Origin of the sequence: Streptomyces rubradiris (genome assembly GCF_016860525.1) — a bacterium.
Lineage (GTDB): Bacteria > Actinomycetota > Actinomycetes > Streptomycetales > Streptomycetaceae > Streptomyces > Streptomyces rubradiris.
The window spans coordinates 178,976-200,804 of record NZ_BNEA01000015.1; the positions used below are offsets into that span (position 1 = coordinate 178,976).

General features: G+C 72.2%; 19 protein-coding genes. 12 read left to right on the forward strand and 7 right to left on the reverse strand.

The features are described 5' to 3' along the window. Positions 1 to 2: 2 nt before the first annotated feature. Positions 3 to 1,334: a TolB-like translocation protein gene (locus Srubr_RS14210; protein ID WP_189997068.1), complete on the reverse strand. Its 1,332-nt coding sequence runs from the start codon at positions 1,332 to 1,334 to the stop codon at positions 3 to 5. Between the two features lie 318 nt (positions 1,335 to 1,652). Between Srubr_RS14210 and Srubr_RS14215 the strand changes: the two genes are divergently transcribed. The 3 genes from Srubr_RS14215 to Srubr_RS14225 all read left to right on the forward strand — a co-directional run bounded on the left by Srubr_RS14215 (position 1,653) and on the right by Srubr_RS14225 (position 4,559). Continuing rightward, positions 1,653 to 2,369 carry a lytic polysaccharide monooxygenase gene (locus tag Srubr_RS14215; RefSeq protein WP_189997069.1) on the forward strand — a complete coding sequence of 239 codons (717 nt, stop codon included), beginning with the start codon at positions 1,653 to 1,655 and terminating at the stop codon, positions 2,367 to 2,369. 489 nt (positions 2,370 to 2,858) lie between these two features. Beyond that, the gene (locus Srubr_RS14220; protein WP_189997070.1) at positions 2,859 to 3,005 is read left to right on the forward strand and encodes a hypothetical protein; all 147 of its coding nucleotides are present in this window, start codon (positions 2,859 to 2,861) and stop codon (positions 3,003 to 3,005) included. 231 nt (positions 3,006 to 3,236) lie between these two features. Further along, positions 3,237 to 4,559 carry a phytase gene (locus Srubr_RS14225; RefSeq protein WP_189997071.1) on the forward strand — a complete coding sequence of 441 codons (1,323 nt, stop codon included), beginning with the start codon at positions 3,237 to 3,239 and terminating at the stop codon, positions 4,557 to 4,559. Between the two features lie 67 nt (positions 4,560 to 4,626). Here the strand turns inward: Srubr_RS14225 and xdhC are convergent, their stop codons facing one another. From xdhC to Srubr_RS14245, 4 genes are all read right to left on the reverse strand, one after another. Beyond that, positions 4,627 to 5,439, reverse strand: coding sequence for a xanthine dehydrogenase accessory protein XdhC (xdhC, locus tag Srubr_RS14230; protein ID WP_189997072.1), 813 nt, complete (start codon positions 5,437 to 5,439; stop codon positions 4,627 to 4,629). Position 5,440: 1 nt separating this feature from the next. Further along, positions 5,441 to 7,933, reverse strand: coding sequence for a xanthine dehydrogenase molybdopterin binding subunit (xdhB, locus tag Srubr_RS14235; protein WP_189997073.1), 2,493 nt, complete (start codon positions 7,931 to 7,933; stop codon positions 5,441 to 5,443). Then, positions 7,930 to 9,393, reverse strand: a complete 1,464-nt coding sequence (locus tag Srubr_RS14240; protein WP_189997074.1) for a xanthine dehydrogenase small subunit — start codon at positions 9,391 to 9,393, stop codon at positions 7,930 to 7,932. The genes xdhB and Srubr_RS14240 overlap by 4 nt, the downstream gene beginning before the upstream one ends. A 387-nt stretch (positions 9,394 to 9,780) precedes the next feature. Further along, entirely contained in the window at positions 9,781 to 10,278 is a 498-nt protein-coding gene (locus Srubr_RS14245) for a nucleoside deaminase (protein ID WP_268257588.1), read from the reverse strand. 509 nt (positions 10,279 to 10,787) lie between these two features. On the opposite strand from Srubr_RS14245, the gene Srubr_RS14250 reads away from it, so the two are divergent. Together Srubr_RS14250 and Srubr_RS14255 are read left to right on the forward strand one after the other, a co-directional pair. Further along, entirely contained in the window at positions 10,788 to 11,318 is a 531-nt protein-coding gene (locus Srubr_RS14250) for a hypothetical protein (protein WP_189997075.1), read from the forward strand. A gap of 60 nt (positions 11,319 to 11,378) precedes the next feature. Next, positions 11,379 to 12,233 carry an MBL fold metallo-hydrolase gene (locus Srubr_RS14255; protein ID WP_189997076.1) on the forward strand — a complete coding sequence of 285 codons (855 nt, stop codon included), beginning with the start codon at positions 11,379 to 11,381 and terminating at the stop codon, positions 12,231 to 12,233. 150 nt (positions 12,234 to 12,383) lie between these two features. Here Srubr_RS14255 and Srubr_RS14260 read toward each other — a convergent pair whose 3' ends face one another. Continuing rightward, positions 12,384 to 13,337 (reverse strand): DUF2332 domain-containing protein, encoded by a 954-nt coding sequence (locus tag Srubr_RS14260; RefSeq protein WP_189997077.1) that lies wholly within the window; start codon positions 13,335 to 13,337, stop codon positions 12,384 to 12,386. Positions 13,338 to 13,839: 502 nt separating this feature from the next. On the opposite strand from Srubr_RS14260, the gene Srubr_RS14265 reads away from it, so the two are divergent. From Srubr_RS14265 to metX, 6 genes are all read left to right on the forward strand, one after another. Then, a complete protein-coding gene (locus tag Srubr_RS14265; protein WP_189997156.1) occupies positions 13,840 to 14,607 on the forward strand; it encodes an ABC transporter permease in 768 nt (255 codons plus the stop codon). Between the two features lie 132 nt (positions 14,608 to 14,739). Further along, complete coding sequence (locus tag Srubr_RS14270; protein WP_189997078.1) at positions 14,740 to 15,789, forward strand: taurine ABC transporter substrate-binding protein; 1,050 nt, start codon at positions 14,740 to 14,742, stop codon at positions 15,787 to 15,789. Beyond that, entirely contained in the window at positions 15,776 to 16,591 is an 816-nt protein-coding gene (locus Srubr_RS14275; protein WP_189997079.1) for an ABC transporter ATP-binding protein, read from the forward strand. The genes Srubr_RS14270 and Srubr_RS14275 overlap by 14 nt, the downstream gene beginning before the upstream one ends. Before the next feature lie 36 nt (positions 16,592 to 16,627). Next, positions 16,628 to 17,512, forward strand: a complete 885-nt coding sequence (locus tag Srubr_RS14280) for a TauD/TfdA dioxygenase family protein (protein WP_189997080.1) — start codon at positions 16,628 to 16,630, stop codon at positions 17,510 to 17,512. 186 nt (positions 17,513 to 17,698) lie between these two features. Further along, a complete protein-coding gene (locus tag Srubr_RS14285) occupies positions 17,699 to 19,060 on the forward strand; it encodes a bifunctional o-acetylhomoserine/o-acetylserine sulfhydrylase (protein WP_189997081.1) in 1,362 nt (453 codons plus the stop codon). Beyond that, positions 19,061 to 20,206, forward strand: coding sequence for a homoserine O-acetyltransferase MetX (metX, locus tag Srubr_RS14290; protein ID WP_189997082.1), 1,146 nt, complete (start codon positions 19,061 to 19,063; stop codon positions 20,204 to 20,206). It begins immediately after the preceding gene. Between the two features lie 25 nt (positions 20,207 to 20,231). Here metX and Srubr_RS14295 read toward each other — a convergent pair whose 3' ends face one another. Further along, positions 20,232 to 20,579, reverse strand: a complete 348-nt coding sequence (locus Srubr_RS14295; RefSeq protein WP_229926783.1) for a hypothetical protein — start codon at positions 20,577 to 20,579, stop codon at positions 20,232 to 20,234. Between the two features lie 289 nt (positions 20,580 to 20,868). On the opposite strand from Srubr_RS14295, the gene Srubr_RS14300 reads away from it, so the two are divergent. Then, positions 20,869 to 21,795: an ABC transporter permease gene (locus tag Srubr_RS14300; protein WP_189997083.1), complete on the forward strand. Its 927-nt coding sequence runs from the start codon at positions 20,869 to 20,871 to the stop codon at positions 21,793 to 21,795. Positions 21,796 to 21,829: the final 34 nt, after the last annotated feature.

Genomic DNA, 21,829 nt, shown 5'->3' on the forward strand with positions numbered 1-21,829 from the left:
CGTCAACGCACACGCACGGCGTAGATGTCCCGGTGGCCGCCTGCGTCGCCCGGTACCAGGCCGTCGTCGTGGGGGAAGGCGACGGTGCGCCCGGCGGCGTCCGCGGTCACCTCGTACGTCCCGGTGACGCTCTCGGTGCCGTCCGCTGCCACGTCCAGCCGCCGTATCACGCCCGTGCGCAGGTCCTTCGCGAACACGTCGGAGGCGCCGTTGGTGTCGCCGGGTACGAGGTTGTCCGCGGCGGAGACGAAGAACGCCCGCCGTCCGCCCGCGCCGATCAGGCCCCGCCCCGAGCTGCCGCGCGCCTGTGTGCCGTCGGCGGCGGTGCTCACGCGCCGGGTGGTACCGGTGGCCAGGTCACGGACGAACACGTCGGCGGCGTCGTTGGTGTCGTCTTCGACCACGTCGGCCGATGGGGAGGAGAACACCGCGTAGCGCCCGTCCGGGCTGAGGCCCGTCGCGGGCGACGCCGGCATGCCGAGGGTGCCGCCGTCGCGGTCGACGGCCGCGGGCACGGTCTTCCCGGTGCGGGTGTCGTGGACGTAGAACCACCAGGGTCTCGGCGCCCTCGGCTCCCGCCCGGCCGGGCCGCGCGGCGGGTACCACATCCGACGGAACGCGATCCTGGTGCCGTCCGCGCTGATCGAGGGCGCCAGGGACGTGCTGGTTCCCTGGAGGTGGTCGGTGAAGACGCTGACCAGCCTCGTGGTGCCCCTCGCCCGGTCGTGCACGAACACGTCGATCCCGCTGTTGGTGTCCTGCGGCACCAGGTCGTCGCGGTAGGAGGCGTACGCCACGTAGCGGCCGTCCGCGCTGATCACCGGGTCGTAGCTGTTCCCGGGGACCCCGCCCGGGTTGGCCACGAGGGCCTCGGTGCGCCCGGTGGCGCGGTCGTGCACGAAGACGTCCCAGGCGCCGGGCATGTCCCCGGGCGCGAGGTTGCCGGCGTCGGAGTCGAACGCGACGTAGCGTCCGTCCGCGCTCACCGAGACGTGCGAGGCGGTGGCGTCGGCCTGGCCGCCGTCGCCGGCGACGTTGACCCGGTCCACGGCACCCGTACGCAGGTCCTTCACGAAGACGTCGGCGAGTCCGTTGGTGTCGCCAGGCACCAGGTTGTCGGCGTCCGAGAGGAAGGCCACGAAGCGGCCGTTCCCGCTCAGCACGGCGCCTGTCGAGTCCCCGTTGGCCGGGGTGCCGTCCGCCGCCGTACTCACCAGCACCGGCTCCGGAACCCGCACCTCGCCGCGCGCCCGCGGTACGGCCGCCGCCGGAAGCACACTCGCCGCGCATGCCAGCACCACCACCGGCAAGACGGCCGGTCCCCGGAACCGCATGTGTCCTCCCCTGCCCGCCTGAGCCGGCCACCGCCGCCCGAACCGCGGACGGCTCGGGCCGGACGGCACCCCCTGCCGCCCTACGGCCCGAGCCGAGCCAACTCCGGCCACCCGCCCGCGTCAACAGACGATCCGGCCACCTGGCTCCGGGACGCGCGGTTCACCTTGTCCAGCCTCTTGACCGAATCCGGTCTACGACTATGGTCTAGACCTAACACGCAACAGGTCCAGACCTCTTCGGCCGGCGCCTCGACTCCTCCGGCACGGCCGGGCTGCGCCGACAACGGTTCCGACACACACCGAAGGAAGTGGCACGGCATGAACACGAAAAGACGAGCGGCTCTCGCGATCGGCGCGCTGGTCGCCCCGGTGATCGCCGTCAGCCTCCCGGCGAGCACGGCCAGCGCCCACGGCTGGGTCACCCTGCCCACGAGCCGGCAGCAGCAGTGCGCCGAGGGCACCGTCGACTGCGGCCAGATCAAGTACGAACCGCAGAGCGTCGAGGGGCCGAAGGGCCTGCGCAGCTGTAGTGGCGGACACGCGGAGTACGCCGAGCTCGACAACGACAGCAAGGGCTGGAAGGCCACGCCGGTCGGCACGACGGCGACGTTCACGTGGCACAACACCGCCCGGCACGCCACCGCCAACTGGCAGTACTTCATCGGTGGCCAGAAGATCGCCGAGTTCGACGGCCGCAACCAGCAGCCGGCCGCCGACGTCAGCCAGCAGGTGGACTTCGGCGGCTTCACCGGCCGGCAGAAGGTGCTCGCCGTCTGGAACGTCGCGGACACCGCCAACGCCTTCTACTCCTGCGTCGACGTCAACATCGGCGGCGACGACGGCAGCGGCGGAGGCGGTGGCGGTGGCGGTGAAGACACCTGCACCGCGCCGGCCTGGGACGCCGCACACGTCTACAACGGCGGCGACACCGTCTCCTACGGCGGCCACACCTGGCGCGCCAAGTGGTGGGTGACGGGCGACAAGCCCGGCACCACCGGCCAGTGGGGTGTCTGGGAAGACCTCGGGGCCTGCTAGAACGACCGGCGCGTTCGAGGCGGCGCGCGGCGTGGACGCCGAGGCCCTCGCGCTGTGCCGGCGCGGGGCGGCGCAGGCCCCTGCTCGCGGAGTCGCCGGAGCGGTCCCCCGCGGCCCGCTTCCCCATGGGGCGAAAGCCCGCGGAGGTGCTGGTGGTGGCGGAGGAGGCGGTCGCTCACTTCGAGCGCCTCACCGCGGACCGGCCGGCCGGATTCACCGGCCGGCTCCGCGCTGCGCGACAGTCCGCGGCCGGCATCCGCCCGCGCCGCAGGCGCCCGGCCGCGGCACGCCCCCGGCCGCCTGCGGCGCACCGTCCGCCGGGCGGGCGGTCGCGACGACGGTGGCGCACGCCGACCTCCGGCCGCCACCGCAAGACCCCCTTCGCCTGGCCGATCCCCGGCCGGAAGGGGGTGGACCGCCGGTCACCGGGTAACCGGTCACTCGACCCGTGCCCCGGAAGAAGCGGAGCACGACGACGGGAGGAGCGTCATGGCCGGAGTTGTCGAACGCATCAAGCAGTTCGCGAGGAGTCCGCAGGGCCGGCGGACGATCGAACAGGCGCGCAGGACCGCCTCCGATCCGCGCCGCCGTGCTCAGGCGCGGGAACTGGTGCGGAAGCTGCGCGGTCGCCGCTGACCCCGGCGCCGCACACGGGCGGCGAGCCCGCTACCAGTGGGCCGGTCGCCCGGTCGCGAGCAGGACGGCTGCCTGGCAGAAAGCGCTTCGGGCAGGCGTCCTGTTGCGTGATGAACGACAGTTGGCGTGCGGTCGTCCTGTCCGTGACCAGGTGTCCAGCTCACGGTTCCCTGAAGGCAAAGTTCTCCCTCCAAGATCAGCGTGTCCACGACACCAATCAAGGAAGCGCTTGTGAGAACGCATCGCACTCCGCGCAAGGCCGCCACCCTCGCCCTGGGCGCCACCGCCACCCTGCTCGCCCTCCTGACCGCCGCCCCCGCCGGGGCCGATGACAAGGGCCTGCCGACGGTCACCCCGGTCGGCGAGACCCCCGCCCTCTACGACGACGCGGCGGGCGGCGACTCCGACGCGGACGACCCCGCGATCTGGCGCAACCCGGCCGACCCCGACCGCAGCCTCGTCATAGCGACGGCGAAGAAGGGCGGCCTGCGCGTGTACGGCCTGGACGCCCGGCTGGTGCAGTCGTTGCCCGCGCCGCGCCCGCCGGCCGAGGACGACGCCCCGGGCCGCTTCAACAACGTCGACCTCGTCACCGGTCTGAGCACCCCCACCGGCCGGACCGACGTGGCCGTGGTCAGCGACCGGGGCAACGACCGGCTGCGGATCTACCGCATCGACCCGGCCAAGCCGACCGCGCCGCTGACCGACATCACCGACCCGTCCGCCGCCCCGGTCTTCTCCGCCGGGCAGGCCGAGATCAACGACCAGCGCACCGCGTACGGCCTCGCCACCTGGCGGGACAAGGCCACCGGCCGCTCCTACGCCCTGGTCAGCCAGCGGGAGCGGACCCGGCTCGCCCTGCTGGAACTGACCCCGACCGCGCGCGGCACCGTCGGTTACCGCAAGGTCCGCACCCTCGACCTGCCGGCGTCGTTCCGGCTGCCCGACGGCACCACCTGGTCGCCCTGCGCCGAGCCCGGTGAGCTCCCCCAGGTCGAGGGCATGGTGGTGGACCCGGACACCGGCACCCTGTACGCCGGCCAGGAGGACGTCGGTATCTGGCGGCTGCGCGCCGACCTGACCGACCGGCCGGTCCTGGTGGACAAGGTCCGCGAGTACGGCGTCCCCGGCGTCTACGACGAGGCCACCGAGGAGTGCACGGCCGGCGCCGATCCCGGTTTCGGCGGCGAGCACCTGACCGCGGATGTCGAGGGCCTGACCCTGTTCCAGGAATCCGACGGGGACGGCTATCTCTTCGCCTCCAGCCAGGGCGACGACACCTTCGCCCTGTTCGACCGCGAGGTGAGCGAGGACAACGAGTACGAGGGCGGCTTCCGTGTCGGCGCGGCCTCCGCGACGCTCGACGGGTCTCAGGAGTGCGACGGCGCCGCCGTCCTGAACGCCCCGCTGGGCAGCCGCTACCCGAACGGCCTGCTGGTCGTCCAGGACGGCCACGACACCCCGGAGGTGCCCGACGGCGAGGGCGGCACCCGTACGGCGACCGGATTCAAGTTCGTCGACCTGGGCGACGTGGTGGACGCCGCCGACCTGTGACAGACAAGGGTGCCCCGCGCCATGCTCCGGCACGAGCGCGGGGCACCCCGTCCATCCCGTGGGGGAGTCAGTCGTCACCCTCGGACTCGAAGGTGCGCAGCAGATCGGCGGCGACACTCACGGCGATGGTCGCCGGCTCCTTGCCGGTGATGCCGGCCAGCCCGATCGGGGTCTTGATCCGGTCGATGGCGGCGTCCTCGTGGCCGCCCTCGGTGGCCAGCCGTTTGCGGAACCGCGCCCACTTGGCCGCCGACCCGATCAGCCCGATGGAGCCGAGGTGGGGGGTGCGCAGGGCGGCGTCGCACAGCGCGGCGTCCTCGGCGTGATCGTGGGTCATGATCAGGACGTGGGTGCCGCGCGGCAGCTCCTCCAGCACCTCCTCGGGCAGCAGCGGCGTGTGGTGCACGTGCACCTGTGCCACCGCGTCCGCCAGCACGCCGAGCCGCTCCTCGGTGAGGATGTCGGAACGGCTGTCGATCAGGTGGAGGTCGAGGTCCTGGCGGGCCAGGATCCGCGCCAGTTCCAGCCCGACGTGCCCGACGCCGAAGATGGCCACCGCCCGCACCACCGGCAGGGGTTCGAGCAGCACCGAGACCGTGCCTCCGCAGCACTGCACGCCGTGCTGGTTGGTCACCTTGTCGTTCAGGGCGAAATCGATCAGCTCCGGCTCCGGCTTCGACGCGGCGATCATCTCGCGGGCCCGGTCGATCGCGACGGCCTCGACATTGCCGCCGCCGATCGAGCCCCATGTCCCGCTCCGCCCCACCACGAGCTTCGCACCGGCGTCGCGCGGGGCGTGGCCGCGCACGGTCGCGACGGTCACCAGCACGCCGGGTTCCCGGCGTGCCCGCAACCGTGCGACCGCGGCGACCCACGTCATGTCAGGCACCGTGCAGCGCTTCCGCGCCGGTCCGGTCCCTGCCGTCGGCGGCCCGGCCGTTCCCGGCCTGCCCGTTCCCGGCGTGGCCGTTGACGGCGTGGCCGTTGACGGCGTGGCCGTCGACGGCGATCCCGTCGCGGACCTGACCGTTCGGGGAGGCACCGCCCTGCCGAGCCGCCTGGATCGCCCAGTACACCGCCTCGGGTGTCGCGGGCGAGGCCAGCTCGACGCTCGCCCCGCTCGGGCCGAACGCGGCGGCGGCCTGCCGCAGCGCCTCCCGCACCGAGAACGCCAGCATCAGCGGCGGCTCGCCGACCGCCTTGGAGCCGTAGACCGCGCCCTCCTCGGTGGCGTTCTCCAGCAGCGTGACGTTGAACTCCTCGGGCATCTCCGAAAAGCTCGGCAGCTTGTAGGTGCTGGCGGCCTGGGTCAGCAGCCGGCCGCGGTGCGGTCCGTCCCCGGTGTCCCAGCGCAGGTCCTCAAGCGTCAGCCAGCCCGCGCCCTGCACGAAGCCGCCCTCGACCTGACCGATGTCGATCAGCGGGGACAGGCTGTCGCCGACGTCGTGCACGATGTCCACCCGCCGGATGCGGTACGCGCCGGTGAAGCCGTCCACCTCCACCTCGGTCGCGGCGGCGCCATGGGCGAAGTACTTGAACGGCGAGCCCCGGAACGTCCTGGCGTCCCAGTGCAGCCCCTCGGTCCGGTAGAAACCGGCCGCCGACAGCTGGACCCGCTGGAAGTACGCCGTGCGCACCAGGTCGTCCCAGGCCAGTTCCTTGTCGCTGCCCAGCAGGCGCGCGACGCCCCCGACGATGCGCACGTCCGAGGCGTTGCCGCCCAGCTGACTGGCGGCCACCCGCAGCAGTCGCTCGCGCAGCTGCTCGCAGGCGTTCTTGATGGCCCCGCCGTTCAGGTCGGCCCCGGAACTGGCGGCGGTGGCCGAGGTGTTGGGCACCTTGTCGGTACGCGTCGGGGCCAGCCGCACCTTGTGCAGCGGGATGCCCAGGGTGGTCGCGGCCACCTGCATCATCTTGGTGTGCAGGCCCTGGCCCATCTCGGTGCCGCCGTGGTTGATCAGGACCGAGCCGTCCTTGTAGATCAGCACCAGCGCGCCGCCCTGGTTGAAGGCGGTGAGGTTGAAGGAGATACCGAACTTGATCCCGGTGAGCGCGAGCGCCCGCTTGGTGTGCGGGTGCGCGGCGTTGAAGGCGGCGATCTCCCGCTTGCGGTCGGCGATGCCCGCGTTGTCCTTGACCTGCTGCCAAACCGTGGCGATCCGTTCGGCCTGCGTGACCGGCTGTCCGTACGGCGTCGTCTGGCCCTGGCCCGGCCGGTAGAAGTTGCGCTCGCGCAGCTCCGTGGGGTCCAGCCCGAGCCGTGGTGCACAGCGGCCGAGGATGTCCTCGATCACCAGCATGCCCTGCGGTCCGCCGAAGCCGCGGAAGGCGGTGTTGGAGACCGTGTTGGTCTTGGCGATACGGCCGGCGACGCGCGCGTTGGGGATCCAGTAGGTGTTGTCGATGTGGCACAGCGCGCGGGCCAGCACCGGTTCGGACAGGTCCAGGCTCCAGCCGCCGTCCGCGACCAGGGTGGCGTCCAGGGCCTGGATGCGGCCCTCCGTGTCGAAGCCGATCTTCCACGTGGCGTGGAAGCCGTGCCGCTTGCCGGACATGGTCAGGTCCTGCGTCCGGTTGAGCCGGAACCTGACCGGCCGGCCGGTCAGCTTGGCGCCGAGCGCGGCGATGGCCGCGAACCCGTGGGGCTGCATCTCCTTGCCGCCGAAGCCGCCGCCCATCCGCAGGCACTGCACGGTCACCTCGTGGGCGGGCACGCCGAGCACGTGGGAGACGATCTCCTGGGTCTCCGAGGGGTGCTGGGTGCTGCTCTGGATGAACACCTGCCCGTTCTCGTCGATCTGGGCCAGCGCCGCGTGCGTCTCCAGGTAGAAGTGTTCCTGACCGGCGAACTGGAACTCACCGGTGAACACGTGCGCGGAGTCGGCGAAGCCGGCGTCGATGTCCCCCGTCTCCATCAGGGGCTGGGCGCCGTGGTAGCTGCCGGCCGCCATCGCGTCCTGGAGGGTGACCAGGGAGGGCAGTTCCTCCAGCTCCACCTCGACGGCCGCCGCGCCGAGCCGGGCCGCCTCCAGGGTCTCGCCGAGCACCCAGGCGACCGCGTGGCCGTGGAACATGACCTCGTCGGGGAAGAGCGGTTCGTCGTGCTTCATCCCCGCGTCGTTGACACCGGGCACGTCGGCTCCGGTCAGCACGCGCACCACGCCGGGCACGGCGAGCGCGGGCTCGGTGCGCAGTGCGGTGATCCTGCCGTGGGCCTTCATGACCTGGACCGGGTAGGCGTGCAGCACATCCTTGGTGCGCCAGACCAGGTCGTCGGTGTAGAGCGCGGTGCCGGTGACGTGCAGGGCGGCGCTCTCGTGCGGCATCGGGACGCCGACGACGGGGTTCTCGGGGCGTTCGGACAGATGGCTCATGACGACACCGCCTCGGTGGTTCCAGCGTACAGCTTGAGCAGGCTCTGGCCGAGCATCGCGGAGCGGTAGTCGGCGCTGGCGCGGTGGTCGCTCATCGGCGTGCCCTCGGCGCGCAGCACCTGGGCCGCGGCGTCGACGGTCTCCGCCGCCCACGGCTTGCCCGTGAGGGCCTCCTCGGTGGCGAGGGCGCGGATCGGGGTGGCGGCCACGCCGCCCAGCCCGATGCGTGCCTTGCGGACGATCCCGTCCTCGATGTCGAGCGCGAAGGCGACCGCCACGCTGGAGATGTCGTCGAAGCGCCGCTTGGCGATCTTGTGGAAGGCCACGACCGGGGACAGCGGCAGCGGGACGCGCACCGCGCGGATCAGCTCGCCGGGCCGGCGCACGCTCTGCCGGTAGCCGGTGAAGTACTCCGTCAGCGGCACCTCACGCTCGCCGTCGGCGTCGGCGAGCACCAGCGACGCCTCCAGCGCGAGCAGCACCGGCGGGCTGTCACCGATGGGCGAGCCGGTACCGAGGTTGCCGCCGAGGGTCGCGCTGTTGCGGATGAGCCGGGAGGCGAACTGCGGGAACAGCTCGGCCAGCAGCGGGATCTCGCCGTCGAGGCGGCGTTCGATCTCGGTGAGGGTCAGCGCCGCCCCGATCTCGATGGCGTCGGATTCCACGCGCAGTTCCCGCAGTTCGGGCAGCCGGTCGATGGCGACCACGCACTCCGCCCGGCGGGAGCGGATGTTCACCTCCACACCCCAGTCGGTGGAGCCGGCGACCACCACGGCGTCGGGCCGCTCGCGCAGCAGCCGGAGCGTCTCCGCCAGGGTGCCCTTGCGCACGAACGCGCTGTCGTCCTGGGTGTATTCGGTGGCGACCGGCGCGGGCGGGGCCTGCTCGCGGCGCTGCGCCAGCGGGTCCTCCTCGGTGGGCGTACCGACGGCGAAGGCGGCGTCGCGGATCGGGCGGTAGCCGGTGCAGCGGCACAGGTTTCCGCTCAGCGCGTGCAGGTCGAAGCCGTTCGGGCCGTGCTCGGCGTCGGTGTGGCCGGCCGGGTCCGGGTGCGCGCAGCGGTCGGGCCGGTAGTACTCGGCGGCCATGCTGCAGACGAATCCCGGGGTGCAGTAGCCGCACTGGGAGCCGCCGCGGACCGCCATCTCCTCCTGCACGGGGTGCAGGGTGGACGGCTTGCCGGGTTCGCCGGCGGTGGCGAGGCCCTCGGCGGTGACGACCTCCTGGCCGTCGAGCGCCGCGACCGGGACCAGGCAGGCGTTGACCGCCACCCAGTCGGTGGCCTTGTTCACTCCGGGACGGGCCACCAGGACCGAACAGGCGCCGCACTCACCCTCGGCGCAGCCCTCCTTGGTGCCGGTGAGGCCGCGCTCGCGCAGGAAATCCAGCACCGTGGTGTGGGGCGCGGCCGGTGAAATCGGTGTCTCTTTGCCGTTGACCGTGATACGCGCCGCTACCATGACGGGCCTTCAATCCGGTGCGCGATCGATCGATTCATCATGTTCGCCAATTTCAGGCAGCTTTCTGTGCTCAGACGCGCCACGTGAGAGCAGCGGGCGCAAAACGACACGCGTTGACGACGTGCCGGGATGTCGTGAAGGAAAACGCGGGGCGTGCCACGAACGGGCACACGGGTACGGCGCGTTCAGCAGCCGTGCGCGATGCGACCCGGAACCCAGACCGTGCGGCGAGCGAGGCGACCGAGATCAGAGCTGGTGTACATCCGCTGGTCGCCTCCTTTCGGCGGTTATGGTTCGATGTCTATCGCAAAATAGTGGCTGGGGCCACGGAATTCAAGAGACCGGCCCCCGGTTATTCATCCGGCGGGAAGGTTCCGTTTCCGTTGCTCAGTAGTCGACGCGATCGGACTTCGCGATCCACGCGTCGAACGGCGCGGTGCGCTCGGGCAGGTCCAGGTGGGCGACCTCCAGGGGCCACGCTTCGGTGGGCCGCTTCTCGAACAGGTCGTAGAACTTGCGGTCGTCGAAGCCGGCCACCGCGGCGTCGTTGCGGTCGGCGCAGTAGACGAGCCGGTCCAGGCGCGCCCACAGGGCGGCGGACAGGCACATCGGGCACGGCTCGCACGAGGTGATCAGAGTGCAGCCTTCGAGGACGAAGGTGCCCAGTTCCCTGCAGGCGGCGCGGATCGCGTTGACCTCGGCGTGCGCGGACGGGTCGTTCGTCGCGGTGACCTGGTTGTGCGCGGTCGCCACGACCACGCCGTCCTTGGCGATCAGGGCGCCGAAGGGGCCGCCGCCGCTGTTCGCGCTGTCCGTGGCGACGGCGATGGCCTGCCGCATCCATTCCTGCTCGTTCTGCACGATGGTCGCGGTGTTCACGGTCACGGTTGCTCCTTGTCGAATGCCGTGGGGTGGAGTGCGGGTACCGTCGGGGAGGCGGCGGCACCCGCACGAACAGGGGTCCGGCCGGACGCGGCGGAGGCGCTCCGGGGAGACCGGGTGCGGGTGGGGCCCAGGCCCGTGGGCATGACCGACGGCGGTCCCGGCGGGCCTGGTGGGTGCCGACCGGGCAACGTCGTCGACACGGCCTTCCCCCTTCTTCGCCGTTCTGGCTTGTCAGAGCAGTACACAGCGGGCCGGAGGAATCAGCCAGGCGCCGAAAACATGAATCGTGGGCACAGCGGGACCGATGCCTTGTAGGTTCCTACGAGCGCCGGCCCGGCGCGGCACGGGCGATGAAGCCGTCTCGCCTCGAACATCGCTGTTCGCCGGGGGTGGACCGCTTCGTCGGGAAGCATGGACCACCGGCCGCCGTGAGCCCGGCGACCGCCGCGCATGTGCCCGGCTCCGTCGCGGGCGCGGTAGGGCGCCCGGTGCGGGGGTACGCGTGCGGCATGATGAGACGCGCGCTGTGGCAGGGGCTCCTGGCGGGTGCGGCCGGGGTCGTGGTGATGACCCTGGGCGAGAAGGCCGAGCAGCGCCTGACCGGCCGGCCGAGCTCCTGCGTTCCGGCGCGCACGCTGGAGCGGCTGACGGGCATGCCCGAGCGGCCGGAGCCGTCACGCGCGGTGAACTGGGCGATGCACTACGGGCAGGGCGCGCTGCTGGGCGTGGTGCGGTCGGTGATGGCGCATGCCGGGCTGCGCGGGCCGGTGGCGTCGGCGCAGTTCGCCGTGGTGAGGCTGACCAACGACCAGATCCTGGAGAACGCCACCGGGGTCGGCGCCCCGCCGCAGACCTGGCCGCGCGCGGAGCTGCTGGTGGACCTGTTGCACAAGGCGGTCTACGCCTTCGCGACCGGCGCCGTCGCCGATGCCCTGGCCGCCCGCTCCGGCCCCGGCCCCGGACAGCGGCACGCGGCGCAGCGGCCGGGCCGGCGGGCTGACGCGGGACCGCTGCCCCGCCACGAAGCGTACGGACCCTGAGCGAGCAGGGCGGCCGGGGTCTGTGCGCCGGCGGCTCGGGCGGAAGGAGCGGGTGACTTCATGGCCGGCACGGACGGGTTCACCGACGACGCGCTGGATCTGCGGTTCATAGGCAATGCCACGGTGCTGCTGCGGTACGGCCCCCTGGCCCTGCTCACCGACCCGAACTTCCTGCACCGCGGCGAGTACGCCCATCTCGGCTACGGACTGCTGAGCCGGCGCCTGACGGAGCCCGCTCTCGCCCCGGAGGACCTGCCCCGCCTCGACGGCGTCGTACTCTCCCATCTGCACGGCGATCACTGGGACCGCAGGGCCCGGCGGTCCCTGGACCGTACGGTTCCGGTCCTCAGCACTCCCCATGCCGCGCGCCGGCTGAGAGTGCTGCACGGTTTCCGGCGGACGGCGGGACTGCGGACCTGGCAGGCGCTCACCCTCGACCGGAAAGGGGTACGGGCCACGGTCACCGCGCTGCCCGGCCGGCACGCCGGGCACCCGGTGCTGCGAGGGCTGCTGCCGCCCGTAATGGGCAGCATGATCGAGTTCGGTGCCGTGGGCGGACCGGCACGGCTGCGGCTGTACGTCTCCGGTGACACGCTCCTCTACGACGGCCTGGCGGAGATCGGCCGCCGCTTCCCGGCCGCCGACCTGGCCGTCCTCCATCTGGGCGGCACTCGTCTGCCGGGCGGGTTCCTGGTCACCATGAACGGCGCGCAGGGCGCCGAACTCGTCCGGCGGCTTCGCCCCCGGGCCGTGCTGCCGGTGCATTACGAGGACTACACGGTGATGCGCTCGCCCCTGTCCGCTTTCCTGGCCGAGGCCGGCCGGCTCGGCCTCGCGGACCGGATCGTGCCCTGCCCGCACGGCGGCCGGGCGTGCCTGCCCGCCGGCCCCGGAGCGACACCCGTGGTCCGCTGACCGAGGCGGGGCAAGGCGGCGGTCCGTCGGCGGGGGCGGAAAGCGGTTCCGTGGTCGCCGCGATCGCCGTCGTACCCCGGTCGAAGTCCCCCCGTAGAGCAGCCGTGCCGGCTCCAGCCGCGACTCGGGGATGACGCACATGGCCGGACTCTAGAACCAGTCCACCCACTGGCCGTGCGGACCGGTGAAGGCCAGCGGCTGCTCGTCCAGGGCCAGAGCGAACACCGCTCGATCCGGCGGTGCGGGGCGCGGGAGCCGGGCCTCGACGGTCGGCAAGATGTGGGGACCCTCGTTCGTGATCCAGTGGCCTGGCATGCGTCGCATCGTCTCGGTGAAGACGCTCCGGGCTTCACTCGGCAGGTAGACCAGGACCGCGCTGTGGAAGACCACCGGCGTGGCCCCTCGCGGCACCCGGGAGACCAGTTCCGGGAGCACCTGGTTGAGATCACCCCGGACAAGGTGCGGCGGCTCGGCCTGCGCGATGCGCGCGGCGTTCCGCAGCCGGTCCAGCCGGTCCCGCTGCTCGGGCCAGACCAGACATTCCAGCCAGCGCATGTCGTCGGCATCACGGACGTCGAGGGGATCGAGGTCGACGCCGGCCCGCCAGACAACGGTGGGCAGCCGTTCCGGAAGCGGCATGTGACCGGTGGTACGACAGGTCAGCGAGACCGGACTGGCGGACGGCCCCAAGGGAGGCCGGTCGTCGTACCGGTACTGGAAGCGGTCGGGGTACAGGCACAGGCCGGCCGAGGCACCGACCTCGATCAGGGCGAGCGGCTGGGGCAGGGAGGCCAGGAGTGGAAGCAACGTGGCGCATCTGCCGGGTTCGTTGGTCTGCGTGCGACGTTGCCGCATGGTCGCGCTCACCTGGTCCCAGTGGCTGATGACCCATGAGCGGAAAGCGCGATGGCCCGTCACCGGTCCCCCGAGGAACCGCACGGTGGCCAGCAGCAGATTCGGCTGCCTCTTCGGCACGGGCAACCGGTCGATGAGTGCGATCAGTTCCTCGTCATCGGCAACCCGGCCGGCCAATTCCTCGTAGATCGCGGAGTGTCCGTGCGCTTCCCTGGTCGCGAAAGCCCTGTAGCGCTGCGCAGTGTCCATCCTGTGTCCCTTCGCCTGCGTTGATCTTCGCAGGGCCGGGGCGCCGAAGGAGGGGAGATTCCTGGGTTGTGCGGTACCTCACCGTCGGCCGTGTTCCATGGAGTGGATGGGCTCTTGGTCGGGCGAGGCGGCTGTTGTACAAATAGATCTCATGATCTCCGAGCCCCTGGTGCGACGCCTGGTCATCGACCTGTGCCGACGTCCGGGCTCGTGTTGTCGCTGATCCGGCCTGTTGCCGCGCCCCTCGTCGTCCGGTGACGTCACCCGGACGAGGGGCTGTGTCGCGCCCTGCCGGGGTGCTCCGTCCGCATCGTTCAGCATCGCCCACGCCGGGGCCGACCGCCGCCCTCTCCCGTTGAGGCCGTTCCTCCCCGGCGTCCCATGGAGGACGCCCGTGTCCACGACTCCCCCTCTGTCCAAGGCCCCCGCCACCGGGCCGCACGCCGACGCACCGTCCGCCCCCTCCTTCCGGGTACGGCACCTGTGGGCGCGTACCCGCCCTGTGCTGCTGCCGTCCGCCTCCCTCGTCGTCTTCCTCCTGCTGTGGCAGTCGCTGGCGGCGAGCGGCACCTGGAGCCGGACGCTGGTCCCGCCGCCGGCCGAGGTGTGGGACGCGTTCACCGACGTGTCCACGACGCACGACGGAGTGCGCGGGTACAACGGCACCTACCTCGTCGAACACCTGGGCATCAGTCTGCGCCGCATCGCGATCGGTGCCGGTCTGGGCATCACCGCCGGGGTGCTGTTCGGGCTGCTCATGGGCACCGTCGGCTGGCTGCGCGCGTTGTTCGAGCCCTGGATCACCTTCCTGCGGACGCTGCCGCCGCTGGCGTACTTCTCCCTGCTCGTCATCTGGCTGGGCATCAACGAGGAGCCGAAGATCACGCTGCTGGCGGTGGCCGCCTTCCCGCCCGTGGCGGTGTCGACCACCACGGCCGTCGCGGCCGTGCCGAGGAACCTGACCGAGGCCGCTCGTGCCCTCGGCGCCTCGCGGTGGAACGTGGTCACGGACGTCGTCGTCCCCTCGGCGCTGCCGGAGACGCTCACCGGGGTACGTCTCGCCGTCGGCGTGGCCTATTCCTCGCTGGTGGCCGCCGAGTTGGTCAACGGGCTGCCCGGTATCGGCGGCATGGTCAAGGACGCCGCCAACTACAACAACACCCCCGTGGTGCTGGTCGGCATCATCACCATCGGCGTCTCCGGCCTGGTCATCGACGGCCTGCTGCTGCGGCTGGAACGCGCCGTCGTGCCGTGGCGCGGCCGCGCCTAGCACCAGCCCTCCCCACGTCCTCTGGCCTCGTCCGCTCGCCGCTCCCGGCCGCGACGGCGTCGAGCCCGTCGCGGCACCGGCCACTGAGCATGCACGAAGACACCCCGTTCCCAGCACAGAAACGGCCCTGTCATGTCCCCTGTGTCCCAAGGCGCTTCCCGCCGGCTCCTGCTGGCCGGTGCCCTCGCCGCCGTCTCCGCGGCCGTCACCGGCTGTTCCTTCGGTGAGGAGGCGACAGCGGGCGGCTCCCGGCGGCTGAGCATCGGCTACTTCCCCTTCCCCAGCGGTGACTTGCTCGTGAAGAACAGGAAGCTGCTGGAGAAGGAGCTGCCCGGTTACCGCGTCACCTGGATCAAGTTCGACTCCGGGGCGGCCGTGAACCAGGCCTTCCTCGGCAGGTCGCTCGACATCGCCGCGCTGGGTTCCAGCCCGTTCGCCCGCGGCATCTCGGGCGGTTCGCCGATCCCGTACAAGGTCGCGTGGGTCCTGGACGTCGCCGGGGAGAACGAGGCCCTCGTCGCGCGCGAGGGCATCGGCATCCGTGATGTCGCCGGTCTCAAGGGCAGGACCGTCGCCACACCGTTCGCCTCCACCTCGCACTACAGTCTGCTGGCGGCCCTGCGGACGGCCGGGCTGAAGTCCTCCGACGTCAAGCTCGTCGATCTGCAGCCGCAGGCCATCCTCGCCGCCTGGCAGCGGGGTGACATCGACGCCGCCTATGTGTGGCTGCCCACGCTGGACGAGCTGCGGACGACCGGTACCCAGCTCACCAGCAGCAAGGAGATCGGTGCGGCGGGCAAGCCGACGCTCGACCTCGCGGTGGTCTCGGACGACCTCATCGCCAGGGACCCGGCGGCCATCGACGCCTGGCGCAAGGCGCAGGCCCGGGCGCTGCGCCTGCTGACGTCCGACCCCGACGGGTCGGTGGCGGCCGTCGCGGCCGAGCTGGGCATCAGTGCCAAGGACGCGCGGGCGCAGCTCAGGCAGGGAGTCTTCCTCACCCCGGAGCAGGTGGCGTCCCCCGACTGGCTGGGCACCGACGGCACACCCGGCAAGCTGCTCACGTACGTCACCGACACCGCGCGTTTCCTCGCCGAGCAGCGGCAGATCGACGCCGCTCCGGCCGGGGACGCCGTCCGCAAGGCGTTCTACCTCAAGGGGCTGCCCGATGTCCTCAAGTGATGTCTCCGCACAACCGCGGGAGGCCGGCGCCGGGCACGCGAGCGCCGTCCGTCTCGACGAGGTGGTCCACCGCTACGGCCGGGGCGGCGAGACCTTCACCGCCGTGGGGCCGGTCGATCTGACCGTTCCCGCCGGGGAGTTCCTGGTGCTGGTGGGCGCCTCCGGATGCGGCAAGAGCACGCTGCTGCGGCTCGTCGCCGGGTTCGAACGGCCCACGCACGGTTCGGTACACGTCCACGGTGCCGAACCCCGGCCCGGGGTGACCGCCGGCGTGGTCTTCCAGACACCGCGGCTGTTCCCCTGGCGTACCGTGCGCGGCAACATCGACCTGGCGCTGCGGTACGCGGGCGTCGAGCGGGACCGACGGCCCGAGCGGCGGCGCGAGTTGCTGGACCGCGTGGGCCTGGCGGGGGTCGAGGGGCGCCGGATCTGGGAGATCTCGGGTGGCCAGCAGCAACGCGTCGCCATCGCCCGGGCCCTCGCCGCCGAGAACCCCCTTCTGCTGCTGGACGAGCCCTTCGCGGCGCTCGACGCGCTGACCCGGGAACGGCTCCAGGAGGACGTCCGCCAAGTGACCGCGCGGACGGGCCGGACCACGGTGTTCGTGACGCACTCGGCGGACGAGGCGGTGTTCCTCGGCTCGCGCATCATCGTGCTGACCAAGAGCCCGGGCACCGTGGCCCTGGACCTCCCGGTCCCGCTGCCACGCGACGGCGTCGACGCCGAAGACCTCAGAAACTCCGGCGAGTTCGCCGAGCTCCGCGCGCGGGTGTCCCACGCCGTCAAGACCGCCGCGGCCTGATCTCCCGTCCCCCCGATCCGGAAAGGACACACACAGATGAGCCTTCTCAGCGAGCGGCCCGCCCCGGCGCGGCTGCCGGTCACCGCGCTCGGCCCGCACTTCGGCGCCGAGATCCACGGCATCGACCTCGGTCGCCTGGACGACGACGAAGTCCTGGCGCTGCGCGAGGCGTTGGTCGCGTACAAGGTGCTCTTCGTGCGCGGTCAGCACGGGCTGGACGACGCCGCGCAGATCGAGTTCGGCCGCAGGCTGGGCGAGGTCACCGTCGGGCACCCGGTCCACGACTCCGGTGACGTGGCCCCCGAGGTGTACGCGCTGGACAGCCAGGACAACGGGTTCGCCGACGTCTGGCACACGGACGTGACGTTCGTACGGCGCCCGCCGGCGATCTCGGTCCTGCGGGCCGTGGTGCTGCCCCCGGGCGGCGGCGACACCAGCTGGGCCGACAGCCAGTTGGCCTACGAGTCGCTCTCGCCGGGCCTCCGGGACTTCGTCGACACGCTGACCGCCGTCCACGACGGCACGCGCGAGTTCGGGTACTACCTCGCCCAGCGCCGGGGCGGCCGCGGCAATGTGTGGGAGGGCGAGGTGGTCACCGAGCTGACGCCGGTGGAGCATCCGGTGGTGCGGGTCCATCCCGAGAGCGGGCGCAAGGGCCTGTTCGTGAACCCCGGCTTCACCTCGCACATCGTGGGTGTCTCGGAGCACGAGAGCCGGGGCATCCTCGACATCCTCTACGCCCACCTCACCAAGCCCGAGCACGTGGTACGGCACCGCTGGCGGCCGGGTGACGTCGCCCTGTGGGACAACCGCAGCACGGCCCACTACGCCAACCGGGACTACGGCGACCGGCACCGTGTCATGCACCGCATCACGCTGCGCGGTGACACACCGGCCGGACCGGCGTCCGTCCGCCGCTGACGGGGTGTGCGGGAGGCCCGGCCGCGGCCTCCCGCACACGGGTCCCGGCAGGGGCGCGGACGACCGTCGCACGCGGATGTCGTTTGTGAAGTCCTCGTTGCACGGTGCGCATCGGCCTGTCCCCGGGTGCCGGGCCGTGCTTACCTCGTCGCAACTCAAGCGCCGCTCTCCCGCACGAGGAGCACCATGAGCAGCCAGTCCGCCGACTCCGTCACCGCCGGCCACACCGCCGGGGAGCCGTCCACCGGTCCCGGCACCCCGGCCTGGTCCTTCGAGACCAAGCAGGTCCACGCCGGTGCCGTGCCCGACCCGGCCACCGGCGCCCGGGCCACGCCGATCTACCAGACCACGTCGTTCGTGTTCCGGGACACCCGGCACGCGGCCGACCTGTTCTCGCTCGCCGAGCCCGGCAACATCTACACCCGGATCCACAACCCCACCCAGGACGTCTTCGAGCAGCGGCTCGCCGCCCTGGAGGGCGGTGTGGCGGCCGTGGCGCTGTCCTCCGGGCAGGCGGCGGAGACCCTGGCCCTCCTCACCCTGGCGAGCGCCGGCGACCACATCGTCTCCAGCACCTCTCTGTACGGCGGCACCTACAACCTGCTGCGGCACACGCTGCCCCGGTTCGGCATCGAGGTGTCCTTCGTGGACGACCCGGACGACGCCGAGGCGTGGCGGGCGGCGATCCGGCCGCACACCAAGGCGTTGTTCGCGGAGTCGCTGGGCAACCCGCGCGGCAATGTGCTCGACGTGCGGGCGGTGGCCGACGTGGCGCACGCGGCGGGCGTTCCGCTCGTCGTGGACAACACGGTGCCGACCCCGTACCTGCTGCGCCCGCTGGAACACGGCGCGGACATCGTCGTGCACTCGGCGACGAAGTTCCTCGGCGGCCACGGCACGGCCATCGCGGGCGTGGTCGTGGACGGCGGTACGTTCGACTTCGGCGCGCACGCCGACAGGTTCCCGGACTTCACCGAGCCGGACCCCAGCTACCACGGTCTGCGGTACTGGCCCGCGCTCGGCCCCGGCGCCTACGCGGTCAAGCTGCGGGTGCAGTTGCTGCGCGACCTCGGCCCGGCGCTCTCCCCGCACTCGGCGTTCCTGCTGTTGCAGGGCGTGGAGACGCTGAGCCTGCGGATCGAGCGGCACACGGCCAACGCCCAGGCGCTCGCCGAGTGGCTGGAGCAGCGCGACGAGGTCGCCGCGGTGCACTACCCGGGCCTGCCGTCCAGCAGGTGGTACGAGGCCGGGCGGCGGTACCTGCCGCGCGGTGCCGGCGCGATCGTCTCCTTCGAACTGCGCGGCGGCGTCGAGGCGGGCAGGCGGTTCGTGGACGGCGTGGAGTTGTTCAGCCACCTCGCCAACATCGGTGACGTGCGCAGCCTGATCATCCATCCGGCGTCCACCACGCACAGCCAACTGGACGAGGCTCAGCTGGCGGCGACCGGCACCGCGCCGGGGCTGGTGCGCCTGTCGGTGGGCATCGAGTCCCTCGCCGACCTCAAGGCGGACCTGGAGGCCGGGTTCCGCGCGGCCAAGGGCGCGTAGGTGCACGCCGTCGCCGCGGCCGGGGCGCCCCGGCCGCCGGCCACCGGGGCCTGGCGGGAGGGGGACCCGCCCGGCCGGCGCCGGTGGTATGAAGCGGAGTGGCCGCTGCCGTTGGAGGCGGGCGGTGAACTCCCGGGTGTGCGGCTCGCGTTCGAGACCTGGGGGACGCTCGCGCCGGACCGTTCCAACGCCGTCCTGGTGCTGCACGCGCTCACCGGGGACAGCCACGCCGCCGGCCCGGCCGGCCCCGGGCACCCGACGCCGGGCTGGTGGGACGCCCTGATCGGTCCGGGGCGGGCGCTGGACACCGACCGCTGGTTCGTCGTCGCGCCGAACGTGCTCGGCGGCTGCCAGGGCAGCACGGGTCCGGCCGCCCGGCGTCCCGGCGGCGGGAGGCCGTGGGGCGGCGCGTTCCCGTTCCTGACCCAACGGGATCAGGTGGCCGCGGAGGCCGGACTCGCGGACGCGCTGGGCGTCGACCGGTGGGCGCTGGTCGTCGGCGGTTCGATGGGCGGAATGCGGGCCGTGGAGTGGGCGGTGTCGTACCCGGCGCGGACGGGCCGGCTGCTGCTGCTCGCGACAACAGCGGCGGCGAGCGCGGAACAGGTGGCGTGGGCGGACATCCAGGTGCGTGCCATCCGCGCGGACCCGCACTGGCAGGGCGGCGACTACCACGACACCGGCCGCGGGCCGCACGCGGGGCTGGGGCTGGCCCGCCGGCTGGCCCATGTGACCTATCGCAGCGAGCCCGAACTCCAGGTCCGCTTCGGCCGTCTGCCGCAGGGCGGGGAGGATCCGTGGCGAGGCGGGCGCTATCAGGTGCAGTCCTATCTGGACCATCACGCGGCCAAGCTGGTACGCCGTTTCGACGCGGCGAGCTACGTCGTGCTGGCCGAGGCGATGAACGCCCATGACGTGGGCCGGGGACGGGGCGGTGTGCGGGCCGCTCTGCGCCGGGTGACCGCGCCCACCCTGGTCGCCGGGGTGGACTCCGACCGGCTCTACCCGCAGGCCCAGCAGGCGGAACTGGCCGCGCTGATCCCGGGCGCCGACCGGCTCAGAGTGGTCGAGTCGCCGTACGGGCACGACGGGTTCCTGATCGAGACCGGGCAAGTGGCGGCCCTCGTCCGCGAGTTGCTGACCTGAGACCGGCACCCGCGCGGCGGCCCGCTCAGTCCGGTGCGCCGCCGGGGATGGCGAGTTCGCGGCCCCGGTAGAAGCCTTCCCGCTCCTCCACGACGTACGGTGCCATGGCGGCGCGCCGCTGCCCCTCGGTCTCGGACGTCCGCCAGGAGTCGCACGCCTCCTCGGAGTCCCAGAACGACACTCCGGTGACCTCCTGTCCGTCCGCGGACCAGTACGCGAAGGCACGGCGCATTCCCCGCGGCCGGTCCACGGGCCGCCACGCCTGTTCGAAGTCCGCCAGGCTGCCCGGCTGGATGCGGCGGGTCGTCACCCACACGAAGTGCTCCTCCATCGCGTCCTCCTCCGCTACGGCCGTCCGGGGCGTCGGCGCCACTGCGACCACGGTAGATCCCCGGCGCGAAACCCGCCTGGTGTGACCCTCGTCTCCCGCCATCGGGCGATTCACGGTGAATAGGGGTATTTCCATGACGCCAGTGTGAACGCGGAAACATTCCAGCAATCTAATGTCATTCAATCGCTGAACCTTGCAAATGCAGGCGTTGCCGTCGTTTTGATCTTCCGATCTAATGTCTGGTGTCCGGAACGGCGACCCCCGCTTCCGGTGTGATCCAGGGCGCTCCTCCACCACCGGAGCAGCCGAGGCGAGTCGGGAGTGCGACAGCATGGCAGCGGTATCGATGACACAGGTGTTCCGGCGCGACCGAGTCGGGACCGTCTCGCTCGCCGTCGTCGGGTTCTTCGTACTCCTCGCCGTCACCGCGCCGCTGATCACCGCCCTCTACGGCAAGAACCCCACCGAGCACTACGGGCAGAACGAGACCGGCCTGCTCAGCCCGGAGGGCCTGCCCGTACTGCCCAACGGGGGCATCTCCGCCGAGCACTGGTTCGGCATCGAGCCCGGTCTCGGCCGTGACGTCTTCGCCCAACTCCTCCACGGCATCCGCACCTCGCTGCTGATCGCCTTCGCCTCGGCCGCCGTCATCGCCGTCGTCGGTGTGGTGGCCGGGGTGACCGCGGGCTACCTCAGCGGCCTGGCCGACCGGGCGTTCACCTTCGTCTGCAACGTCCTGCTCGCCTTCCCGGCCCTGCTGTTCCTGCTCACCCTGGGCCCGGTCGTCCAGACCCGCTTCGTGGGTCCCGACGAGAGCGAACCCGCCTGGATGCAGTTCACCGTCCTCATCCTGGTCTTCTCCGCCTTCGGCTGGGTGCCGCTCGCGATGGTGCTGCGCACCGTCGTACGGTCCCTGCGCGAACGGGAGTTCGTCGAGGCGGCACGGGCCCTCGGTGCGAGCCGGCGGCACCTCGTCTTCCGGGAACTGCTGCCGAACGTCTGGGCGCCGGTGCTGGTGCACATCACCCTCGCCGTGCCCGCCATCGTCACCACCGAGGCCGCGCTGTCCTTCCTGGGCGTCGGCATCAACGAGCCCATCCCCGACTGGGGCCGCATGATCTCCCGGGGCTCCGAGGTCTTCTACGACGACCCCACCTACATGGTGTTCCCCGGCGTCTCGCTCCTCGTCTTCGTCCTCGCCTTCAACCTCCTCGGCGACGCCGTGCGGGACGCGCTCGACCCGCACACCGTCCGCTGAGCCCCCGCGCCTTCCCGCACCCTCACCAGCAACG